At 73.2% G+C, this 22457-nt stretch carries 18 protein-coding genes; 12 read left to right on the top strand and 6 right to left on the bottom strand.

The features are described from left to right. Nucleotides 1-51: 51 nt before the first annotated feature. Entirely contained in the window at nt 52-327 is a 276-nt protein-coding gene (locus AB0J57_RS05515) for a DUF2087 domain-containing protein (RefSeq protein ID WP_366126669.1), read from the top strand. Nucleotides 328-330: 3 nt separating this feature from the next. Here AB0J57_RS05515 and AB0J57_RS05510 read toward each other — a convergent pair whose 3' ends face one another. Continuing rightward, nucleotides 331-1611, bottom strand: coding sequence for a GNAT family N-acetyltransferase (locus AB0J57_RS05510; protein WP_366126668.1), 1281 nt, complete (start codon nt 1609-1611; stop codon nt 331-333). A gap of 189 nt (nt 1612-1800) precedes the next feature. Between AB0J57_RS05510 and AB0J57_RS05505 the strand changes: the two genes are divergently transcribed. Both AB0J57_RS05505 and AB0J57_RS05500 read left to right on the top strand, forming a co-directional pair. Beyond that, the gene (locus AB0J57_RS05505; protein WP_366126667.1) at nt 1801-2970 is read left to right on the top strand and encodes a lactate 2-monooxygenase; all 1170 of its coding nucleotides are present in this window, start codon (nt 1801-1803) and stop codon (nt 2968-2970) included. Further along, nucleotides 2967-3944: an NAD(P)-dependent oxidoreductase gene (locus AB0J57_RS05500; protein WP_366126666.1), complete on the top strand. Its 978-nt coding sequence runs from the start codon at nt 2967-2969 to the stop codon at nt 3942-3944. The genes AB0J57_RS05505 and AB0J57_RS05500 overlap by 4 nt, the downstream gene beginning before the upstream one ends. Before the next feature lie 10 nt (nt 3945-3954). On the opposite strand, the gene AB0J57_RS05495 is transcribed toward AB0J57_RS05500, so the two are convergent. Continuing rightward, complete coding sequence (locus tag AB0J57_RS05495) at nt 3955-4377, bottom strand: YjbQ family protein (protein WP_366126665.1); 423 nt, start codon at nt 4375-4377, stop codon at nt 3955-3957. 77 nt (nt 4378-4454) lie between these two features. On the opposite strand from AB0J57_RS05495, the gene AB0J57_RS05490 reads away from it, so the two are divergent. Further along, the gene (locus AB0J57_RS05490) at nt 4455-5642 is read left to right on the top strand and encodes an FAD-binding oxidoreductase (protein ID WP_366126664.1); all 1188 of its coding nucleotides are present in this window, start codon (nt 4455-4457) and stop codon (nt 5640-5642) included. A gap of 43 nt (nt 5643-5685) precedes the next feature. Beyond that, nucleotides 5686-6846, top strand: coding sequence for an FAD-dependent oxidoreductase (locus AB0J57_RS05485; protein ID WP_366126663.1), 1161 nt, complete (start codon nt 5686-5688; stop codon nt 6844-6846). A 61-nt stretch (nt 6847-6907) separates the two neighbouring features. Here the strand turns inward: AB0J57_RS05485 and AB0J57_RS05480 are convergent, their stop codons facing one another. Continuing rightward, nucleotides 6908-7504, bottom strand: a complete 597-nt coding sequence (locus tag AB0J57_RS05480) for a DUF2867 domain-containing protein (RefSeq protein WP_366126662.1) — start codon at nt 7502-7504, stop codon at nt 6908-6910. Between the two features lie 93 nt (nt 7505-7597). On the opposite strand from AB0J57_RS05480, the gene AB0J57_RS05475 reads away from it, so the two are divergent. Further along, nucleotides 7598-8155 (top strand): TetR/AcrR family transcriptional regulator, encoded by a 558-nt coding sequence (locus AB0J57_RS05475; RefSeq protein ID WP_366126661.1) that lies wholly within the window; start codon nt 7598-7600, stop codon nt 8153-8155. A 31-nt stretch (nt 8156-8186) separates the two neighbouring features. Here AB0J57_RS05475 and mltG read toward each other — a convergent pair whose 3' ends face one another. After that, nucleotides 8187-9041: an endolytic transglycosylase MltG gene (gene mltG / locus AB0J57_RS05470; protein WP_366126660.1), complete on the bottom strand. Its 855-nt coding sequence runs from the start codon at nt 9039-9041 to the stop codon at nt 8187-8189. A gap of 394 nt (nt 9042-9435) precedes the next feature. Then, nucleotides 9436-11244, bottom strand: coding sequence for an ABC transporter ATP-binding protein (locus AB0J57_RS05465; RefSeq protein WP_366126659.1), 1809 nt, complete (start codon nt 11242-11244; stop codon nt 9436-9438). 134 nt (nt 11245-11378) lie between these two features. Here AB0J57_RS05465 and AB0J57_RS05460 point away from each other — a divergent pair, with 134 nt between their 5' ends. From AB0J57_RS05460 to AB0J57_RS05445, 4 genes are all read left to right on the top strand, one after another. Next, the gene (locus AB0J57_RS05460) at nt 11379-11828 is read left to right on the top strand and encodes a MarR family transcriptional regulator (protein ID WP_366126658.1); all 450 of its coding nucleotides are present in this window, start codon (nt 11379-11381) and stop codon (nt 11826-11828) included. Between the two features lie 31 nt (nt 11829-11859). Continuing rightward, the gene (locus tag AB0J57_RS05455) at nt 11860-14784 is read left to right on the top strand and encodes an FAD-binding and (Fe-S)-binding domain-containing protein (RefSeq protein ID WP_366126657.1); all 2925 of its coding nucleotides are present in this window, start codon (nt 11860-11862) and stop codon (nt 14782-14784) included. 85 nt (nt 14785-14869) lie between these two features. Continuing rightward, nucleotides 14870-15481: a DUF998 domain-containing protein gene (locus tag AB0J57_RS05450; protein ID WP_366126656.1), complete on the top strand. Its 612-nt coding sequence runs from the start codon at nt 14870-14872 to the stop codon at nt 15479-15481. A 137-nt stretch (nt 15482-15618) separates the two neighbouring features. Then, nucleotides 15619-17043: a Gfo/Idh/MocA family oxidoreductase gene (locus AB0J57_RS05445; RefSeq protein ID WP_366126655.1), complete on the top strand. Its 1425-nt coding sequence runs from the start codon at nt 15619-15621 to the stop codon at nt 17041-17043. Between the two features lie 44 nt (nt 17044-17087). Here the strand turns inward: AB0J57_RS05445 and AB0J57_RS05440 are convergent, their stop codons facing one another. Continuing rightward, complete coding sequence (locus AB0J57_RS05440) at nt 17088-18686, bottom strand: peptide-N4-asparagine amidase (RefSeq protein WP_366126654.1); 1599 nt, start codon at nt 18684-18686, stop codon at nt 17088-17090. A gap of 202 nt (nt 18687-18888) precedes the next feature. On the opposite strand from AB0J57_RS05440, the gene AB0J57_RS05435 reads away from it, so the two are divergent. Together AB0J57_RS05435 and AB0J57_RS05430 are read left to right on the top strand one after the other, a co-directional pair. Next, nucleotides 18889-20664, top strand: a complete 1776-nt coding sequence (locus tag AB0J57_RS05435; RefSeq protein ID WP_366126653.1) for an ABC transporter ATP-binding protein — start codon at nt 18889-18891, stop codon at nt 20662-20664. Continuing rightward, a complete protein-coding gene (locus AB0J57_RS05430) occupies nt 20661-22451 on the top strand; it encodes an ABC transporter ATP-binding protein (RefSeq protein WP_366126652.1) in 1791 nt (596 codons plus the stop codon). Before AB0J57_RS05435 ends, AB0J57_RS05430 begins: the two co-directional genes overlap by 4 nt. Nucleotides 22452-22457: the final 6 nt, after the last annotated feature.

The raw sequence follows: 22457 nt of genomic DNA, 5'->3' as shown, positions 1-22457 counted from the left end.
CGCGGGAAAACGCGTTGCCCGGCGGCCGGGCGGCGAGGGAGGCTTCCCCTCATGTCCGATACCGGAACCGGCGGTTCGCATGACGTGTCCGCCCTCTTCTCCCACGGCCGACTGACGGCCATCCCGCGCAAGCCGGCCCGGCGCGAGCAGTTGCTCGTCCACCTCGCCGAGACGCTGTTCGAGCCGGGCCGGTCCTATACCGAGCCCGAGGTGAACGAGGCGCTGCGCACGGTGCACGAGGACTGTTCCGCGCTGCGCCGCTACCTGGTGGTCGGCGGCATGCTGGCCCGTACCCGGGACGGCGCCGCCTACCACCGGGTCGGGTAGCCGTCAGAACCGGGCGTGGGCCGTGATGTCCGCGCCGAACTGGTCGATCATCTCCGGGGTCACGGTCGGCCGGCACTGCGCGATGGCCTCCAGGTAGTCCTCGGTGCTCGCCCCGGGCGTACGGGCCTGCTCGCCCCGGTCGCCCAGGTCCCGCTCGAAGGCGGTCTGGGCGGCGATCCGGGCGGCGTGCTCGATGTCGGCCGGGGTGAACAGGTCGCTGGCGGCCACCAGGACGGACACGTCCACGTCGGGCCGGCCGTCGGTGTACCGGGACCAGATCGCGGCGCGCGCCGCCTTGTCGGGCGTACCGATCGGGATGAGGTAGTCGAACCTGCCGGGGCGCAGGAACGCCGGGTCCAGGGAGCGGATGGAGTTGGTGGCGCACACCAGCAGACGCTCGTCGCCCTCCCGGAACCGGGGTATCAGCTTGAGCAGTTCGTTGGTGACCCCGTGCATCCCGCCGGGCTGCGCGGGCTCGGTGCGTACGGGGGCGATCTCCTCGACCTCGTCGATGAAGACGAGCACGCGCTCCAGCTCGGAGATCCGGGCGAAGGCACTGCGCAGCGCGGCCGCCAGGTTCCCCTCGTCGGCCAGGCGGGACGGCAGCAGTTCGACGAAGGGCCAGCCGAGCCGGGAGGCGATGCCCCGGGCGAAGGTGGTCTTGCCGGTGCCGGGCGGCCCGAACAGGGTGATGGCGCGCGGCGGCCGCACCCCGTGCCGGGCGGCCCGCTCGGGCTGGGCGAGCGGCAGGACGACCCGCCGCTCGATCAGGTCCTTCTCCGCCTCCATGCCGGCGACCTTGCCCCACAGGTCGCCCGGCAGGAAGCTCCCGCCGAGGTCCTCCAGCAGGTTGGCGGCGGGCCCGTGCAGCGGCTCGACCTTCTCGAAGTACGCCACGGCGGGCTGGCGCGTGTAGCCGGCGTTGAGCAGGCCCTCGCCGACGAGTTCCTCCTCGGGCAGGACGTAGGCGATCCGCCCGACCCGGGCGGCGACGAGGCGCCGCTCCAGCTCCACCAGCAGCGCGCTCGCCAGGCCCCTGCCGCGCCAGGCCGGCGAGATGGCGATACGCATCACCCACGCGCGCTCCCCGGCCACGCAGGCAAGCGCCGCTCCGATGGGCGCGCCCTGGTGGACGGCGACGACCGCGGGCTGGCGGGACGTCAGCGCGCCGATGCACTCGGCGAGTGAGAACACGGACTCCTGTCCGAGCTCGGCCGTGGTGTCGATCAAGTGGACGACCGCCGCGAGATCGCTTTCACGGTAGTCGTGGATCAGCCAGTTCACCGGTACCACCCCTCGTTCGTGCTGTTCCGGCGAGGCTAGGGGCGGCGGCATGGCCGGTCCTGTGCCGCTGTGCACAAGGGGACGGCGCCGACTACGACATCGTGGAGGTGGACGTCGGGACGGTGGACGTGAGGGGTGCGAGGTCGCCAGGATCCGGGGGACGTCCTCGGCGAAAGGTGGAACGCACCCATGGCGAAACACTGGGCGGACTTCCAGTACGAGATCTACCTGAACGGCATGACCGGCGCCGTACCGCGGCTGCCCACGGACCTGACGCGCCTCGAAGAGCTCGCCGAGCGGCGCCTCGGGCCCGGCCCGGTCGGTTACGTGGCCGGGAGCGCGGGAAGCGGCAGCACGGCGGCCGCCAACCGGGGTGCCCTGGAGCGGCGGCGGATCGTGCCCCGGATGCTGCGCGACGTGCACGAACGGGACCTGTCGGTCCGGGTACTGGGCCGGGAGCTGCCCGCGCCGCTCGCGCTCGCGCCCGTGGGCGTGCTGTCGATCATGCACCCGGACGCGGAGCCCGCCGCCGCGCGGGCCGCCGCCGCGCACGGGGTCCCGTACATCCTGTCGTCCGCGTCCAGCACGCCCATGGAGCAGGTCGCCGAGGCGATGGGCGACGCGGAGCGGTGGTTCCAGCTCTACTGGGCGAAGGACCGGGAGGTCACGCGGTCGTTCCTGGACCGGGCCAAGGCGGCGGGCTTCACCGCGCTCTTCGTCACGCTCGACACGCCGCTGCTGGCCTGGCGGCCGCGCGACCTGGACCAGGCGTACCTGCCGTTCCTGCACGGCGTGGGCACCGCCAACTACTTCACCGACCCGGCGTTCCAGGCCGGTCTGGCGAAACCCGTGCATGAGGACCCGAACGCGGCCGTGATGCACTTCGTCTCCATGTTCGCCGACCCCGCCAAGACGTGGCCGGACCTGGCGTTCCTGCGGGAGAACTGGGACGGCCCGATCGTGCTCAAGGGGGTCCTGCACCCGGACGACGCCCGCCGAGCCGTCCAGGCGGGGATGGACGGGGTGGTGGTGTCCAACCACGGCGGCCGCCAGGTGGCCGGTTCGGTCGCCGCCGCCGACGCCCTGCCGCGGGTCGCCGAGGCGGTCGGCGACCGGCTGACCGTGCTGTTCGACAGCGGCATACGCACGGGCGACGACGTCTTCAAGGCCCTCGCGCTGGGGGCGGATTCGGTGCTGGTGGGGCGCCCGTACGCGTACGGGCTCGGCCTCGACGGGCAGGCGGGTGTCGAGCACGTCATCCGCTGCCTGCTCGCCGAACTGGACCTGACGCTGGCCCTGTCCGGGCACTCCACACCCGCCACGCCGGGCCCCGACGACCTCATCGAGGAGTCCGTATGACCGCCCTGAAGAACGTCCTCGCCGTCATCCCCTCCCACATGGGCGGCCGCACCGCCGGTCAGGCGCTCGCCGGGGCCTTCCCCGGCCTGGCCCGCGTCACCGTCGTCGAGACCACCGGCGAGGACCCGGCGGCGCTGCGCGAGGCGCACGTCGTCATCACCGCGCTCGGCCCGGTCACCGCCGGGCACCTCGCCGCCGCGCCGCATCTGGAGCTGGTCCAGTGCGCCAGCCACGGCTACGACTACGTCGACGTGGCCGCCGCCCTCGAACGGTCCGTCCCGGTCTGCACGATCGGCTCCAGCGGCGCGGAGCGACAGAACGTCGCCGAGCACACCCTCGCGCTCATGCTGGCCCTCGCCAAGCAACTGATCCCCGCCCACACCGCGCTGACCGCCGCGGACTGGGCGCTGCCACGCCTGCGGCCGTCCCTCACGGAGCTGTCAGGCAAGACGCTCGGCATCATCGGCCTGGGCGCGATCGGCCAGGAAGTCGCCCGCCGCGCCCTGGCGTTCGACATGGGCGTCGTCTACGCCGGCCGGCGCCCCGCCTCCCCCGAAACGGAGGCCCGCCTGGGCGGCGCCCGCCACCTGGCGCTCGACGAGCTGCTCCGTACGGCGGACTACGTCACGCTGCACGCCCCGCTCACCGACGCCACCCGCCACCTCCTCGACGCCGAGCGCCTGGCCCTCCTCAAGCCCACCGCCTTCGTCATCAACACCGCCCGCGGCGCCCTCATCGACCAGGAGGCCCTCGCCGACGCCCTGGAGTCCGGCGCCCTCGCCGGCGCCGCCCTCGACGTCTTCGACCCCGAACCGCCCACCCCGTCCCTACGGCTCCTCAAGGCCCCGAACGTCGTCCTGTCGCCGCACGCGGCGGGCGTCACCCGCGAAACGGTGATCCGCATCGCCCTGGCCGCCGTCCAGAACGTCACCGACCACCTGGCGGGCAAGCCGCCCCGGGACGTCGTGGGGTGACCGCCCGGCCCTAGCCCAGGAAGCTGAGCCGCACCTGGCGGTCGGGGTTGTCCTTGTTGGTGTCGACGACGCAGACCGACTGCCAGGTGCCGAGCGCCATTTCGCCGCCGACGACCGGGATCGTGGCGTGCGGGGGGACCAGGGCGGGGAGGACGTGGTCGCGGCCGTGGCCGGGGCTGCCGTGGCGGTGCTGCCAGCGGTCGTCGGCGGGGAGGAGGGTGTGCAGGGCGGCCAGGAGGTCGTCGTCGCTGCCGGCGCCGGTCTCCAGGATGGCCACGCCGGTCGTGGCGTGCGGGGTGAAGACGTTCAGCAGACCGTCCCGGCCCGCCGCGACCTCCCGCAGGAAGGAGGCGCAGGCGCCGGTCAGGTCGTGGACCGTTTCCCGGTGGCCGGTGGTGATCCGCAGCGTACGGGTGGTGAATGCGTCGCTCATGTACCCCATGGTGGCACCGTGCCGACGTGCCGGGAGGCGCCGTGGACGCGGCGGGGCGCCGACGTCACGATGGGGGCATGGTGATCGATGAGGCGTCAGCTCAGGTGTCACTGCCCGGTGCCGTCGACGTGGTGGTCATCGGCGGGGGTGTCATCGGGGCGAGCGTCGCCTTCCATCTGGCCGAGGCGGGTGTGGGGCGCGTGCTGGTGGTGGAGCGGGACACGCCCGCGTCGGGGTCTTCGGGCAAGCCGATCGGCGGCGTGCGGGCGCAGTTCTCCGATCCGGTCAACGTGCGGCTGGGGCAGCGCAGCCTGGAGGCCTGGCGGGCGTTCGGGGAGCGGCCCGGGGCCGACGTCGGGCTGGACGCCGTCGGGTATCTGTTCCTGCTCGGGGACGAGAGCGAGGTGGCCGTCTTCCGGGACGGCATGGCCGTGCAGCACGCGTACGGCGTGCCGAGCCGCCTGCTGAGCCCCCGCCAGGCGCACGCCCTGTGCCCGTACGTCGACCCGGCCTCGATCGTGGCCGCCGCCCACTCCCCCGCCGACGGGTACGCGCTGCCCCGCGCGGCCGTCACCGGCTACCTGCGGGCGGCCGCCGCGCTGGGGGCGACGGTCGTCACCCGGTGCGCCGTCACCGGGATCGAGACGTCAGGCGGCGAGGTGCGGGCGGTGCGCACGGCGGCCGGGACGGTCCGCACCGGGGCGGTGATCTGCGCCGCGGGGGCCTGGTCGGGGGCGGTCGGCGCGATGGCGGGGGTGGACCTGCCCGTCACGCCGCTGCGGCGGCAGATCGCCCTGACCGGCCGCCTGGACCCGGCCCCGCCACGCGTGCCGTTCACCCTCGACTACGGTTCCACGCTGTACTTCCACGGCGACGGCGCCGGCGGGCTCGTGCTGGGGCTGTCCGATCCGCGTGAACGGCCCGGCTTCGGCCGGGAGTTCAGCACCGAGTGGCTGGACCTCTTCCGGCAGGCCGCGGCCCGGCGCGCGCCCGCGCTCGTGGACGTGCCGGTGACCGGCGGCTGGGCGGGCCTGTACGAGACGACCCCCGACAACAACGCGCTGATCGGCGAGGCGCCGGGCGTCAGCCGGTTCCTGTACGCGACGGGCTTCTCCGGGCACGGCTTCCTCCAGGCGCCGGCCGTCGGCGAGGTGGTGCGCGACCTGTACCTCGGCCGCACGCCGTTCGTGGACGTGGGGCCGCTGACCGCCGACCGGTTCGAGGGTGCCCCGGCCGGGGTGCGCCCGGAGGCGCACATCATCTGACCGGACCGGGAAGATCCAGGCGTCCACGCCGGTTAGTGGAAACATGAACTACTTGGATGTGGTCGTCATCGGCGCGGGCCAGGCGGGGCTGTCCGCCGCGTACCACCTCCGGCGCGCCGGGCTGGAGCCGGACCGGGACTTCGTGGTCCTGGACCACGCGCCCCGGCCGGGCGGCGCCTGGCAGTTCCGCTGGCCCTCGCTGACCTACGGCCGCGTGCACGGCATGCACGCGCTGCCCGGCATGGAGCTGACCGGCGCCGATGAAAGCCGCCCCTCCTCGGAGGTGATCGGCGAGTACTTCGCGCGGTACGAGGAGACGTTCGGGCTGCGGGTGCACCGGCCGGTCGGCGTCACGGCCGTACGCGACGGCGAGGACGGGCGCCTGCTGGTGGAGTCCTCGGAGGGGACGTACGCCACGCGCGCCCTGATCAACGCGACCGGCACGTGGGACCGGCCCTTCTGGCCGCGCTACCCGGGCCAGGAGACCTTCCGGGGGCGGCAGCTCCACACCGCGGACTACCCGGGCCCGGAGGGGTTCACCGGGCAACGGGTGATCGTGGTGGGCGGCGGGGCGTCGGGGACGCAGCACCTGATGGAGATCGCCGAGGTGGCCGCCGAGACGACGTGGGTGACACGGCGCGAGCCCGTCTGGCGCGAGGGCCCGTTCGGGGAGGCGGAGGGCCGGGCGGCGGTCGCCCTGGTGGAGGACCGGGTACGGCGCGGGCTGCCGCCCGCGAGCGTGGTCAGCGTGACCGGGCTGCCGCTGAACGACGCGACGCGGCGCGCTCGGGAGGCCGGCGTCCTGGACCGGCTGCCGATGTTCGACCGGATCACCCCGACGGGCGTGGCGTGGGACCGGGGGTCCCTCCTGGTCGAGCGGAGCCGAGACCTTGGGGGACGGCGCACGGTCGACGCCGACGTCATCCTGTGGGCGACCGGCTTCCGGGCGGCCATCGACCACTTGGCCCCGCTCCGGCTGCGCGAACCGGGCGGCGGTATCCGGGTGGAGGGCACGCGCGCGGTACGCGACGAGCGCGTCCACCTGGTCGGGTACGGCCCCTCGGCCTCGACCATCGGCGCCAACCGCGCGGGCCGCGCCGCCGTCCGCGACATCCGCCGCCTCCTGGCACGGGAAACGCCGGAAACGCGGGAAACACCGGAAGCGCGGAACGTACGGGAGACGCGGGAGCCGGTCGCGGTCTGACCTCCGCGCCCGGTCCCGATGGGGCCCGCACCCCCGTGGCGGGCCCCGTAGGCGCGCCCGCCTACGCGACGGTCCTCTCGTGGGCGTTCGCCTGCCACGTGCGTCCCATCGCCCGGAACAGGGCCGGGTACACGCCGACGTAGCGGAAGGGCTTGATGCACGCCATGTACACCGCGCCGAACGCTCCGTTCGGCTTCACCAGCACGGCCATCCGGCCGCGGTAGCCACCGGCCCCGTCCGGGACCCAGCCGATGTGCATGACCGCGTGCACGGTGCGGTTGGCCAGCTCGGCGGCCCACTCGTCATGGAGCTGGTACAGGGAGGTGAACGGAACCGAGCGCGGGTCGTCGCCCCGGGGCGCCTCGCGGAGGTCCGCCGGGAGCCTGTCGCGCAGCGTGCGCACCCGGGCGCCGACGCCGGAGCCGGCCTTGTCCCAGCCGAGCAGCGCGCCGAGCTTCCAGCGGATCGCGAAGAGCGCCCGGTAGACGGGCGAGGACACGCCGTCGCCCGCTCCGTTGGTGATCTGGCGGACCAGATGGTGGAGGTCGTCGGGACCGCCCGGGGTCGGCAGGGCCCACACGTCCTCCAGGTGGAAGTCGTGGGCGATCTCGTGGATCCGCCAGGGGCGGGAGGTGTGGGCGGTGCTGGGGAGTCTCATGCGCTGGCCCCTTCTATACGATGCCGTATAGACAAGGCTAGACCCATCTATACGCCCCCGTATAGATCAGGAAGACGTGAGCGGAGACACACCATGGCGATCGCCCGCACGCCCCGTGGCAAGTGGATCGAGGAGGGGCTGCGGGCGCTGTCCGCCGGCGGACCGGAAGCCGTCCGGATCGAGTCGCTGGCACAGTCCCTCGGCGTCAGCAAGGGCGGTTTCTACGGGTACTTCCGCAACCGCGACGCGCTGCTGACGGAGATCCTCGACACCTGGGAGCGCGAGGTCACCGAGAACGTGATCGAGCGGGTCGAGAACGGCGGCGGGGACGCCAGGACCAAGCTGGGGCGGCTGTTCACGATCGCCGGGTCGGGCGACAGCCCGATGACGGGCACCGCCGCCGAACTGGCGATCCGCGACTGGGCCCGCCGCGACGAGACCGTCGCCGAGCGCCTCAAGCGCGTCGACAACCGGCGCATGGACTACCTGCGCGCGCTGTTCGGCTCCTTCTGCCCCGACGAGGAGGACGTCGAGGTCCGCTGCCTGATCACCTTCTCACTGCGGATCGGCAACCACTTCATCGCCGCCGACCACGGTGCGCACACCCGCGCGGAGGTGCTGGAACTCACCCGGAAGTGGCTCCTCCGGTAGCTCATCCGGCAGCGCCCCCGGCTGCCGCCGGTCAGTTCGGCGCCGCCGCGCGGTTCTCGTTGAACTCCTGGACGTTGCGCTGGTGTTCCGCGTAGTCGGCGGTGAAGCGCGTGTCGCCGGGCCGCACGCTGACGAAGTAGAGCCAGTCGCCCGCCGGCGGGGCGACCGCCGCGCGCATCGCCTGCTCGCCGGGGTTGGCGATGGGCGTGGGCGGCAGACCCTGGCGGTTGTAGGTGTTGTACGGGTTGTCCATCCGGGTGTCGGCGTGCGACGTGTCGAGGGTGGAGCGGCCCAGCGCGTAATTGAGGGTCGAGTCCATCTGGAGCGCCATGCCCTGGGCGAGCCGGTTGTGGATGACCCGGGCGACCTTGCCCATGTCCTCCGGGGTGTCCGCCTCGGCCTGCACGATGCTGGCGATGGTCACCGCCTGATACAGGCTCACCCCGTTGCGCTGGGTGCCCGCGCCGGCACGGTCCGCCCCGAAGCGCTCACCCGCCGTCCTCACCATGTAGTCCAGCAGGCCGCGCGGCGTCGTCTTCTTGTAGACGGGGTATGTGGCGGGGAACAGGAACCCCTCGGGGTTGCCCTGCGCGTCGGCCGGCAGCTTCAGTTTCCCGCCCTCGGCGATCTGCCGGGTGGTTCCGGGCCGCACCTTGAGCACCTTGTCGACCGCCTCGTACACCTGGCTCGCCCGCCAGCCCTCCGGGATGAGCAGCATGGCCGGCTTCTCCGGGGGCGGCGGCGCCGGGGGCTCCTTGAGCAGCACCAGCGGCACCAGCACCGCGGCCGCCACGACGACGACCAGGCCCGCACCCAGGGCCAGCTTGCCGCGGCGGGTCATGCGGGGCTTGCGCCCGGGCGTGCCCGGCGGGGAGTCGTTCACCATGCGGGCACGCTAACCCGGGACAGGCACAGAACCCGGCAATTACGACATTCGACTACACCCGACACGTCGAGCACGAACACGCGAACAGAGGCTCGGATGTTCGCCCGAACGCATGATCGCCGCGCATTTCCCTGCCCCGCGCCCCTGTGGCGCCTGATGCTTGCGGTGCGCAAGCGACGGGCTGCAGACCGCGGTTGCGCAGTCCCACACATGCACGTGACGCACAAGGAGAACGCACCACATGAACGTCATCACCGACCTGCTCGCCGGCGTCGTCCACTTCATCGGCTGGCTCGTCTGACGCTCGCTCACCCCGGCGCCGTCGCTTCCCCGTCCCACGGGAGCGGCGGCGCCGTCGCGTCAGGACGCGGCCGGGCCGTGCCGGAGCGGCGCCTCAGGACGCGGCCGGCTCCAGCTCGGCGTCACCGCGTACCAGGGCGGCGTAGCGGCCGTCCCGCTCCATCAGCTCCGCATGCGTGCCGCGCTCGGCGATCCGCCCCCCGTCGAGCACGACGATCTCGTCGGCGCCCCTGATGGTGGAGAGCCGGTGGGCGATGGTGATGGTGGTGCGGCCGGCCGAGAGCGCGTCGATCGCCTGCTGCACCGCGTACTCCGTACGGGTGTCGAGGGCGCTGGTCGCCTCGTCAAGGATCAGCACGGGTGGGTCGCGCAGGATCGTCCGGGCGATGGCGAGGCGCTGCTTCTCGCCGCCGGAGAAGCGGTACCCGCGCTCACCGACCAGGGTGTCGTACCCGTCGGGCAGGGACGCGATGTGGTCGTGGATCTGCGCCGCCCTGGCGGCCGCCTCGATCTCCTCGTCGGTCGCGTCCGGCCGGGCGAAGCGGAGGTTGTCGGCGACCGAGGCGTGGAACAGATACGTCTCCTGGGAGACCACGCCCACCCCGCGGGCGAGGCTGTCGAAGTCCAGGTCCCGTACGTCGACGCCGTCCAGCGTGACCCGGCCGCCGGTGACGTCGTACAGCCTCGGGACCAGGTAGCTGAGCGTGGACTTGCCCGAGCCGGTGGGTCCGACGACGGCCAGGCTGCCGCCCGCCGGCACGGTGATGTCGATCCCGTTCAGCGTCTCGCCGCTCTTCGCGTCGTACCGGAAGTCGACGTCCTCGAAACGGACCTCACCGCGGATCTTGTCGAGCCGGACGGGGTCGGCGGGCTCGGTGATGTCGACCGGGAGGTCCAGGTACTCGAAGATCCGCTGGAAGAGGGCGAGGGAGGTCTGTATCTCCACCCCGGTGGAGAGCAGGCTCACGGTGGGCCGGAACAGGCCCTGCTGGAGCGAGACGAACGCGACGAGCGTCCCGATCGAAATGGCCGGTCCGCCCGCCTGGAGCGCCAGCCCGGCCGCCCAGTAGATCAGCGCGGGCATCGCGGCCATGACGATCCCGATCGTCGACATCCGCCACCGGCCGGCCATCGAGGCGCGCACCTCCAGGCCGACCAGCCGCTCGGACTCGGTGGCGAAGGACCGGGTGAGGGAGTCCGCGCGGCCCATCGTCCGGCCCAGCAGGATGCCGCTGACGGAGAGCGACTCGGTGACGGTGGCGGCCATGGCGGCCATCTGCTTCTGCCGCTGCGTGGTGATCTTCTTGCGCTCGCGGCCGACCCGGCGGCTGATCCACACGAACAGCGGCAGCAGGAGCAGCGAGACGACCGTCAGCCGCCAGTCCAGCGCCAGCATGGCGACGACGGTGGCCACGACGGCGGTCAGGTTCGACACGAGGGACGTCGCGGTGGAGGTCACGGTCGCCTGCATGCCGCCGATGTCGTTGGCGATGCGGGACTGGACCTCGCCGGTGCGCGTGCGGGTGAAGAAGGCGAGCGGCATGCGCTGCAACTGGCCGTAGACGGCGGTCCGCAGGTCGTGCATGACGCGCTGACCGACCGTCGTGGAGATCAGCGTCTGCAGTACACCGAAGACGCTGGTCACCACGGCGGTGAGGATCATGCCGAGGGCGAGGAGCGTGAGCAGGCCGGTGCGCTGCTGCGGGATCGCGGTGTCGAGGATCTCGCGGAGCAGGAAGGGCGAGGCGACCGAGACGAGCGACGAGGCGCCGACGAGCAGACCGACCACGGCCAGCCGGCCGCGATAGGGGCGGAAGAGCCGGAGGATGCGCCGGATCTGGGCCGGAGGCTGTTCCGGATCGGGTGGCGGTGGCGTCCAGGTGGACTCTGTGTGGATGCGCATGGGCTCCTTCGGAGGTCGGGTGCTGCGACGTGGGCGGGCCGAGCTGCGCGCCGCGCCCTTTTACGAGCATTTTTGAGAGCATAGCTCACTGTTACCTATCTTCACAATGAACATGGTCCTGATACCATCCGGTCATGAACTCCCCCGACGCCGACGGCCTGCTGGCGGAGCAGTTGCTCCGGCTGACCCGGCGCCTGCACCGCAGCCAGAAGCGGCAGCTCGAGTCGGCCGACATAGCGATCACCCCCGCGCAGTCCCGGCTGCTGCGCACGGTCGCGCACTACGACCACCCGCCCCGCATGGCCGATCTGGCCGCCCGCCTCGAAGTCGTGCCCCGCGCGGTGACCAGCCTGGTGGACGGCCTGGAGGCCGGCGGCCGGGTCCGCCGCGTCCCCGACCCGGCCAACCGCCGGGTGGTGCGGATCGAGCTCACCGACACCGGCCGTGACACGCTGCGGCAGTTGCGCAGCGCGCGCCGGGCGGCCGCAGAGGACATCCTTGCTCCATTGACCGCCGAACAGCGCGAGGTGCTGGGCGGTCTGCTGTCCGCTCTGGTCGACGGAGTGCCGGAGCGGCGCTGCTGACGCCCGTGCCGCCCGTCGAGGGGACCGTGACATGCCGTTGCTGGAGCCGAAGCCCGACGCCCTCCGCCCCGGCGCGCACCGCGGCCCGTCCCCCGACCGGGTGCCCGACCTGGTGGCGCACGGTTCACCCGGACGGCTGCGCGACGAGCTGATCGCGCTGCTCGGCCCCGGGAAGGTGCTGTGGCAGGTCTCCGACCTCGTCCGGTACGCGTCGGACGCGAGCCCCTACCGCTTCGTCCCCCGGGTCGTCGTGCTCGCCGAGGACACCGACGACGTCTCGGCGATCCTGTCGTACGCGCACGACAAGGGCCGCGAGGTGGTGTTCCGGGCGGCCGGGACCAGCCTCAACGGGCAGGCGCAGGGCGAGGACATCCTGGTGGACGTGCGCAGGCACTGGGCCGGGATCGAGGTGCTGGACGGCGGCGCCCGCGCGCGGATCCGGCCGGGCACCACCGTCGCCCGGGCCAACGCCACCCTGGCCCGCCACGGCCGGGTGCTGGGCCCCGACCCGGCGAGCGCCGTGGCGTGCACGATCGGCGGGGTCGTCGCCAACAACGCGTCCGGGATGACGGCCGGCACCGCGCGCAATTCGTACCGCACGGTCGCCTCCCTCACCGTCGTACTGCCGTCCGGCACGGTCGTCGACACGGGCGACCCGGCCGCCGGCGAGGCGCTGGCACGCACCGAGCCCCGCCTGTGCGCCGAGCTGCTGGCCATCAAGGCGGAGATCGAGGCGGACCCGGTGCTGACGGCCCGTATCCGCGCCAAGTACGAGCTGAAGAACACCAACGGCTACCGGCTGGACGCCTTCCTGGACGGCGCCACGCCCGTCGAGATCCTGCGCGGGCTGATGGTCGGCTCGGAGGGCACCTTCGGCTTCATCTCCGAGGTCGTGTTCGACACCCTGCCGCTGGACCGCGAGGTCGCGGCGGCACTGCTGTTCTTCCCGTCCCTGCCCGCCGCCGCGGCCGCCGTCCCGCGTTTCACCGAGGCGGGCGCGGTCGCCGTGGAGCTGATGGACGGCAATACGCTGCGGGCCTCGGTAAGGGTGGACGGGGTGCCCGCCGACTGGGCGCGACTGCCCGGCCCGGCCACGGCGCTGCTGGTGGAGTTCCGGGCGCCGGACACGGCGGCGCTGGAGGCGTACGAACGGGCGGCGGCGCACGTCCTCGACGAGGTCGAACTGGTGGCACCGGTGGGGTCGGTGACCAACACCTTCACCCGGGACGCCGGCGTGATCGGCGGGTACTGGAAGGCGCGCAAGGCGTTCGTGGCCGCCGCGGGCGGCAGCCGTCCCCCCGGTACGACGCTGATCACCGAGGACTTCGCGGTACCGCCGTCGCGGCTGGCCGAGGCGTGCGAGGCGCTGCTCGCGCTCCAGGCGGAGCACGGCTTCGACGCCGCCGTCGCCGGGCACGCGGCCCACGGCAACCTGCACTTCCTGCTCGCCTTCGACCCGGCCGACCCGGCCGACGTCGACCGGTACGCGGCCTTCATGGACGACTTCTGCAAGCTGACCGTCGAGGAGTTCGACGGCTCGCTCAAGGCGGAGCACGCCACCGGCCGGAACATCGCGCCGTTCCTGGAGCTGGAGTGGGGGCCGAAGGCCACGGAGCTGATGTGGCGGACGAAGCGGGCCTTCGACCCGGAGGGCGTGCTGGCTCCCGGGGTCGTCCTCGACCGGGACCCGCGGGCGCACCTGCGCGGCCTGAAGACGGTGCCGAGGGTCGAGCCGATCACCGACGCGTGCATCGAGTGCGGCTTCTGCGAACCGACCTGCCCGAGCGGGGACCTGACGACGACGCCCCGCCAGCGGATCGTGCTGCGCCGGGAGATGATGCGGCAGAGCCCCGGTTCGCCCGTGGAGGACGGGCTTCTGGCGGCGTACGGCTACGCGGCGGTGGACACGTGCGCGGGCGACTCGACGTGCGGGCTCGCCTGCCCGGTGGGCATCGACACCGGCGCGCTGATGAAGCGGCTGCGGCACGCCCGGCACTCGGCGCGCGAGGAGCGGATGGCGGCGCTGGCCGCGCGGCGGTTCGCGGCGGTGGAGTCCTCCGCGCGGCTCGCGGTGGCCACCGGCCGGCGGCTGGGCGACCGGCTGCCGGCGTCCGTGACGGGCCTGCTGCGCAAGACGGTACGGCCGGACCTGGTGCCCGGGTGGCTGCCGGAGATCCCCGGCGCGGCCGCCGCCGAACTGCCCGCCACGGAGCGGGCGGACGCGGCCGCCGTGTACTACCCGGCCTGTGTGAACCGGATCTTCGGCGAGCCGCTCGGGTACGACGGGCCGTCCCTGCCCGAGGCGGTGGTCGCCCTGTCGGCGCGGGCCGGGAAGCCGGTGTGGATCCCGGACGACGTGGCGGGCACCTGCTGCGCCACGATCTGGCACTCCAAGGGGTACGAGGAGGGCGCCCGCGTGATGGCCGAGCGCGTGGTGGAGGCCGCGTGGGGGTGGACGGCCGGTGGCCGGCTGCCGCTCGTCGTGGACGCCTCGTCCTGCGCGCTGGGACTGGGCCGCGAGGTGGTGCCGTACCTGAGCGCCCACCACCGCGAGCTGCACGCGGAGCTGACGGTGCTCGACTCGGTCGTGTGGGCCGCCGACGAGCTGCTGCCGCACCTGACGGTACGGCGGAAGGTCGTTTCGGCGGTCGTCCACCCCACCTGCGCGATGCGGCACCTCGGCGACGAGGACCGGCTGCCCGCACTCGCGGCGGCGTGCGCGGAGGAGGTCCTCGTCCCGGACGACGCCGGGTGCTGCGCGTTCGCGGGCGACCGGGGCATGCTGCACCCGGAGCTGACGGAATCGGCGACGGCCCGGGAGGCGGCCGAGGTGACGGCGCGGGCCTTCGACGCGTACCTCTCCGCGAACCGCATGTGCGAGCTCGGCATGCACCACGCGACGGGCCGCCCCTACCACTCGGTGCTGCTGGAGCTGGACCGGGCGACTCGCGACTGATCCCCTGCCGCCCGGCAGTTGTCCGCTCCGGCGGGAGCGTCAACGACGGTTGACACCACGGATCGCGTCAACCTAGGTTGACGCCATGGATGATCACATACTCCTCGGCTGCGGGGTGGCCGCCGGCCCGCTGTTCACCGCCGCATACCTGCTGGCCGGTGCCGGACGGAGGGACTACGCGTCACTCCGCCACCCCATCAGCTCGCTCGCTCTCGGCCCCGCCGGATGGACGCAGACCATGAGCTTCATCTCCGCGGGCTTACTCTCGCTGGCACTCTCGGTGGGGCTATGGCGTGTGGGAGCTTCCCGCTGTGGCGCCCTGCTGGTCGGCATATGGGCGATCGGCCTCATGGGCGCCGGCGTCTTCCGGACGGATCCCGTACGGGGTTACCCGCCCGGAACCCCTGATCGGCCTCGGCGCCATACCCTCGCGGGCGCTCTGCACGACCTGTTCTCCCTCGTCGCCTTCCTCGCACTCGCCGCCGCATGCTTCGTACTCGCCCTGCCGGGCTCGCCGGGATGGGCCGTCTACTCCGTCTCCAGCGGTGTGCTCTTCGCCGTGACGATGGCGATGGCCGGCGTCGCGTTCGACCGCGGACAGCGCTTGGCCCACCTCGGCGGGCTGATCCAGCGCGCCGCGATCACCATCGGCTGGACCTGGCTGACGCTGCTCGCCGTACGCACCCTGCCCACCTGAACGGCCCGCCCCCGTACAAGAGTCCATGTGCTCGAAACGAGAGTCCAACCAGCGCTCTTGCGTATCACCAGCCCCAACAGCCAGGGTCCTTGCCGGGATTCATGAACCAGCCGCGCACACAACGCACTGGAGGTTCGATGAACGACGCAGCACCCGGGAACCAGAACCGGGCGCAGGACTCACCCAGCCGCCGGTCCGTCCTGCGGACCACCGCCGGGGTGGCGGGCGCCGCCGGACTGGGGCTCGGCGCGCTGGGCGGTACCGCTGCCGCCGCCGAGAACGACGCACCGGAGACCACCACCACTCCCCCGCGCCAGGGCCGCACGATGGCCGGCGTTCCCTTCGAGCGGCGTTCCACCGTCCGCGTCGCGATCGTCGGGCTCGGCAACCGCGGCGGCAGCATGATCGACCTGTTCCTCGCCATCCCCGGCGTCCGGGTGGTCGCCGTCTGCGATCCCGTGAAGGCCAAGACGGAACAGGCCGCCGCCAAGGTGGTGCAGGCCGGACAGCCGTCACCCGCCGTCTACGCCAACGGTGAGAACGACTACGAGCGGCTCTGCGAGCGCGGCGACATCGACCTCGTCTATGTGGCGACCCCGTGGGACGTCCACTTCGCCATGGCGAAGACGGCGATGCTGAACGGCAAGCACGTCGGCGTCGAGTGCCCCATCGCGATGCGCCTGGACGAGCTGTGGGAGCTGGTCGACCTCTCCGAGCGCACCCGCCGCCACTGCATGCAGCTCGAAAACTGCTGCTACGGCAAGAACGAGATGCGGGTGCTGCGCATGGCCCACGCGGGCAAGTTCGGCGAGCTGCTGCACGGGGCCGGGGCGTACAACCACGATCTGCGGGGCCTGATGTTCTCGCCGACGTACTACGAGGGCCCCTGGCGCCGGCTGTGGCACACCCGGCTGCGGGGCGACCTGTACCCCAACCACGGCTTCGGGCCGGTCGCCAACTACATGGACATCAACCGGGGCGACCGCGCGGTCAGCATCAGCAGCTTCGGCACGCCCGCGCTGGGGCTGGCCGAGTACCGCGAGGCCAACATGGAGCCGGACGACCCGAGCTGGAAGGAGACGTACATCGAGAGCGACCGCACCATCAGCATGGTGCAGACCGCCAAGGGCCGGGTGATCCGGCTGGAGCACGACGTCTCGACCCCGCACCCGTACAGCAGGATCAACAGCCTCGGCGGTACGAAGGGCGTCTTCGAGGACTACCCGGCGCGGATATACATCGAGCCGGACCACAACGACCACCGGTGGGCCGACTTCTCGGCGTACGCGGCCGAGTTCGACCACTGGCTGTGGAAGGAGCACGCCAACCCGCCCGGCGGCCACGGCGGGATGGACTACATCATGGTGTACCGGCTGATGCAGTGCATGAGGCTCGGCCTGGTCCCCGACTTCGACGTGTACGACGCCGCCACCTGGACGGCCCCGGTGCCCCTGAGCCACGCCTCCATCAAGGCGAAGGGCGCTCCGCAGCGGATACCCGACTTCACCCGCGGCGAGTGGAGGAGGGCCCGCTCGGGCGTGGACTCGGTCAAGCCGGAGTGAGAATCGCGGGAGCGGGCCCGGACCACCGGGCCCGCTCCGCGCGTTCAGCAGCGACGGCGGTCCTCCGTCACCGTGCCCTGCGCCGTCCTCAGGGTCCGGTCGTGGCAACCGCCGGAGCCGTACAGCCGGTAGCGCTCGGAGCTGGTGCCGACGGCATGCCGCTGGTCGCGCGGGACGCCCGTGGTGTACGTCGCGTCGCCCGCGTACGTGTCGTCGAGCCGGGACCACCGCGGCCGCTCGCCGTTCCGCAGGACCACGGTGTCGGCGCGGTCGCCGAGCGCCAGCACGGTGCGCAGCCGGTCGCCCGCGCCGAGCGTGGTCTCGCCTTCCATGGTGTACGTGCGGTGGGTGCGGGTGGTGGTCCCGCCCCGGGTCACGGTCTCGTCGTCCCGCCAGGTCGCCGTCAGCGCGTCCCGGCTCTCGCCGTCGGTCCAGCGGTGTACGGAGGTCCCGGCCACCGCCCGGGTCACGGTCGTCGTCACCCGGCCGTGCGAGGTGTCCAGGTGGCCGGCGACGGTGAGCCGGTGGGCGGCCTCGGTGTCGAGGCGGTGCTCGGTACCCGGCGTGTACACCGAGGAGTTGGCGGGCGTGCTCTGCTCGTGCCGGGTCAGCGCGCCGGTGACGACGTCGCGGCCCTCGTCCTGCCAGACGAGCACGTTCGTCGGCGTCGACCAGCCGGTCTGCCCGGCGGGGACGCCCGCGACGGAGACCTCGACGCGGTGCGGGCGGCCGTCGTTGAGCAGCGCGGCGAACGGCGTCAGGTCGTAGACGACGGGCTTGACGTCGAACGCGCGGGGGCCGGGGATCACGTACCAGAGGAAGGGGTTGGACCAGCCGCCCGTCCAGACCGTCGGGAAGGGCGCGGCGATCCCGGCGAGCCGTCCGTCGACCGAGATCCGCACCTCGCGGTGGGGGCCGTCCGCCGCCTTGCACGAGTAGGGCGCGGCATCCGGGACGGTCATGTACCAGTACTCCTCGCAGCCGCCGCCGGAGCCGGTGGCGTACACCTCGGCGAGGATGCGTTCGGAGTTGCGCGGGGTGGTCAGGGACGGGGAGCCGAGCGGGATCACCCGGTCGGGCACGCCGGCGGCCGGGGCGGGGGTCCCCGCGTAGAACGTCAGCGTCACCGTGACGTCGATGACTCCGGTGTACGTGTCGTTGACGACGTTGCCGATGAGCATCTCGACCGGTTGCGGGCGGCGCAGGGTGTCGCTGTAACGGGTGATGTCGGTCTCCACCGACCAGGTGATGCCGTCGGGCGACGGCTGCGGGGTGGACGTGCGGAAGACCTCGACGCCGCCGATGGAGAGGTGGCCGAGGCGGTCGTACTGCCGTCCCTTCACCCTGCCGTCGAGCCGCAGCACCACCGTGCTCCACCGGTCGCCGCAGCCCTTGGGGGGCGTGTAGGAGCCCTTGTAGGGCGTGAAGTCGCGGAACTGCGCCTGGGCGAGGGTCATTTCACAGGTGGGCGCGCCGGCCGGCCGGGGTACGGGCGGGGCGGCGGTGACCGGATCGTGCCAGTCGGTGCCGAACTCGGCGGGCGGCTGGGGTGATACGGCGGAGGCGGACGGGGTGGAGCCGAACAGCGCGGTGACGGCCAGCACTCCAGCCGTGAGCATGCTCATGACCATTCGTTGTCTCATGGGCCGGGAGTGAAGCGCGGGACGGGTGTCCGGCGCCAGAGGCCGGCGGTGAACCTTGGCGCGTTCCGCACGGTTGCGCCGGAAAATCGATTGCCGACCGTGGGTCCGGAAGGCGAACCTTGCACGGTTTCCGGCAGCCGCGCCGCGCTGCCCCGCCGTGCCCTGCTCTCCCCTCCCCCGTCGACGGAATCCCTGGGACGTCATGCAGATTCACCATCTCCCGTACGCGGACCCGGGCGAACCCGACGTCCGGTCGGGCACCCGCTTCCTGCTGTGGCTGGGCCGCAACCAGCTCGGCGGACAGGTCAAGTCCCTGCTGTGGGGCCTGCTGCTGCACCTCGGTATCGCCGGGCTCCCGCTCGGCGTGGGCCTCGCCGTGCAGGCCGTCATCGACCGCTCGGGCGGCGGCCTGGCCCGGGCGGGCGCCCTGATCGCCCTGCTCGGCGCGGCCATCGCGGTGGGCGACACCATGCAGCACCGCACGGCGGTCACCAACTGGATCACGGCCGCCGCCCGCGTCCAGCAGTTGCTCGCCCGCAAGACCGCCGAGTTGGGCTCGCTGCTGACCCGGCGGGTCGCCGCGGGCGAGGTCGTCGCCGTCTCCACCGGGGACGTCGAGAAGATCGGCTGGTTCGTGGAGGTGCTGTCCCGGTTCGCCGCGGCGGCCACCACGCTGCTCCTGGTCTGCGTGGGCCTGGTCGTCTACCAGCCCGCCCTCGGTGTCGTCGTCGCCGCCGGCCTGCCCGTCGTGGCCCTCGCCGCCCTGCCGCTGCTCCCCCGTGCCACCCGCCGCGCGGACGTCCAGCGGGAGAAGGCCGGCCGCGCCACCGAGCTGGCCTCGGACACGGTGGCCGGCCTTCGCGTCCTGCGCGGCATCGGCGGCGAGGAGCTGTTCCTCGGCCGCTACCGCGAGGCCTCCCAGGAGGTGCGCCGGGCCGCCGTGCGCAGCGCCCGCATGTGGGCGCTGATCGCGGCGGTCCAGGTGCTGCTGCCGGGACTGCTGCTGATCGTGGTGGTGCTGTACGGGGCGAAGCTCGCCCTGGAGGGGCGCGTCTCGGTCGGCGAACTGGTCACCGTGTACGGGGCGGTGACCCTCACCCATCATCCGCTGCGGACGTTCGAGGAGCTGGCCATGGCCTACTCCTTCTCGCGGCCCTCCGCGAAACGCGCCGCCCGGGTGCTCTCCCTGACGCGCACGACGACCACCACCGTGACCGGCGCCCACGAGCGGCCGGGCGGGGACCTGTACGACCCGGTGACCGGGCTGCTCGCCCCCGCCGGCCTGTTCACCGCCGTCGTGTGCGGCGACCCGGACGCCGCCGGGCAACTGGCCGACCGGCTCGGCGGGCACCCTTCCGAGGACCCGGACGCACATGTCTCCGTACTCCTCGGCGGCGTACCGCTGGACGAACTCCCGCTCGACACGGCGCGCTCCGCCGTCCTCGTCCAGGACAAGGACCCGGTCCTGCTCTCCGGCACCCTGCGCGAACTGCTGGACGTGCCGTCGTCGGGAAAGGTGAGCGCCGAGGACGCCCTGGCGGCGGCCCAGTGCGGTGACGTGCTGGAGGCGCTCGCCCAGGCGTCGGCGGACGGCGGCGGCGACCCGATGCGCACCCGGATCACCGAGCGCGGCCGGTCGCTGTCCGGCGGACAGCGCCAGCGCCTGGCACTGGCCCGGTCGCTGGTCGCCGACCCGGAGGTGCTGGTGCTGGACGAACCGACGTCGGCGGTGGACTCGCACACCGAGGCGCGGGTCGCGGCGGGCGTCCAGCGGCTGCGCAGCGGCCGGACGACCGTGGTCCTGGCCTCGTCGCCGCTGCTGCTCGACCTCGCGGACCGGGTGGTGCTGGTCCACGCGGGCGAGGCCGTGGCGGTGGGCACCCACCGCGAACTGCTGGCCACCGAGGAGCGCTACCGCGCCGTGGTCACGCGCGAGACCGAAGAGGAAGCCCTTGTGGACATCGAGGAGTCGGCATGACCGCCGTCATCGGCATGGCGCCGCCGGAGCACGACCCGGCGGCCCCGGAGTCGGCCACCACGCTGCCGGTCGGCACGGCCGCGACCGTACGGGCGTACGTGACCGAGCTGCTGCGCCGCCACCGCACCGCGTTCGCCGCCCTCATCGCCGTCAACGCGGTCGCGGTGATCGCCTCGATGGTGGGCCCGTACCTGCTCGGGTCGCTGGTCGACCGGCTGGCCGGGGGCGAGCGGGACCTCCACCTGCCGTTCACCGTCGGCGCGTTCACGGCCGCGCTGCTGGCGCAGGCGGTGTTCGTCCGGCTGGTGCGGCTGCGGGGCGCGATGCTCGGCGAGGAGATGCTGGCCGATCTGCGCGAGGACTTCCTCGTACGGTCGGTGGCGCTGCCTCCGGGTGTGCTGGAGCGGGCGGGCACGGGTGACCTGCTGTCCCGGATCACCACCGACATCGACCGGCTGGCCAACGCCATGCGCGAGGCCGTGCCGCAGCTCGCCATCGGCGTGGTGTGGGCGGGCCTGCTGATCGGCGGCCTCGCGGTGACCGCACCGCCGCTGGCGCTCGCCGTTCTGGTGGCCGCGCCGCTGCTGATCGCGGGGTGCCGCTGGTACTTCAGGCGGGCGCCCTCCGCGTACCGCTCGGAGGCCGCCGGCTACGCGGCGGTCGCCGCCGGGCTCGCCGAGACGGTCGACGCGGGCCGGACGGTCGAGGCGCACCGGCTGGGCGCGCGGCGGGTCGCGCTGTCGGACCGGCGGATCAAGGAGTGGACGGCGTGGGAGCGGTACACCCTGTTCCTCCGCTCGGTCCTCTTCCCCGTCATCAACGTCACCCACACCACCGTCCTGGCCGCCGTCCTGATGATCGGCGGGGTGTTCGTGCTGAACGGGTGGATGGAGGTGGGCCAGTTGGCCACCGGCGCGCTGCTGGCGCAGATGCTCGTGGACCCGGTCGGGATCATCCTGCGCTGGTACGACGAGCTCCAGGTGGCCCAGGTGTCGCTGGCCCGGCTGGTGGGCGTGCGGGAGATCGAGCCGGAGAGCGGCGACGAGTCGGTCCGCCCGGACGGACGCGATGTGCGGGCGGAGGAGGTGCGGTTCGGGTACCGCGAGGGCGTGGACGTGCTGCACCGGGTGTCGATGGACGTCCCGCCGGGCACGCGGGTTGCCCTGGTCGGCCCGTCCGGCGCGGGCAAGTCGACGCTGGGCAGGCTGCTCGCCGGCATCTACGCGCCGCGCACCGGGCGGGTCACGCTGGGCGCGGCCGAGCTGTCGCGGATGCCCGCCGAGCGGGTGCGGGAACACGTGGCACTGGTCAACCAGGAGCACCACGTCTTCGTCGGTACGCTCCGCGACAACCTGCTGCTCGCGCGGACGGGCGCGGCGGACGCGGAGCTGTGGGCGGCCCTCGGGGCGGTCGACGCGGACGGGTGGGCGCGGGCGCTGGACGACGGCCTGGACACCGAGGTCGGCTCGGGCGGCCTGGCGCTGACCCCGGCCCAGGCCCAGCAGATCGCGCTGGCCCGCCTGGTGCTGGCCGACCCGCACACCCTGGTGCTGGACGAGGCGACGTCCCTGCTGGACCCGCGCGCCGCCCGGCACCTGGAGCGCTCCCTCGCCCGGGTCCTGGAGGACCGCACGGTGGTGGCGATCGCCCACCGCCTCCACACGGCCCACGACGCGGACGTCATCGCGGTCGTCGAGGGCGGCCGCATCACGGAGCTGGGCAGCCACGACGCCCTGGTCGCGGCGGACGGCGCGTACGCGGCGCTGTGGCGGTCCTGGCACGGGTAAGACCGA

This window comes from Streptomyces sp. NPDC049837 (genome assembly GCF_040674455.1).
In the GTDB taxonomy this organism is placed as follows: domain Bacteria; phylum Actinomycetota; class Actinomycetes; order Streptomycetales; family Streptomycetaceae; genus Streptomyces.
Note: the sequence above shows the minus strand (reverse complement) of the source record. Positions and strands in the feature narration are given on the sequence as shown.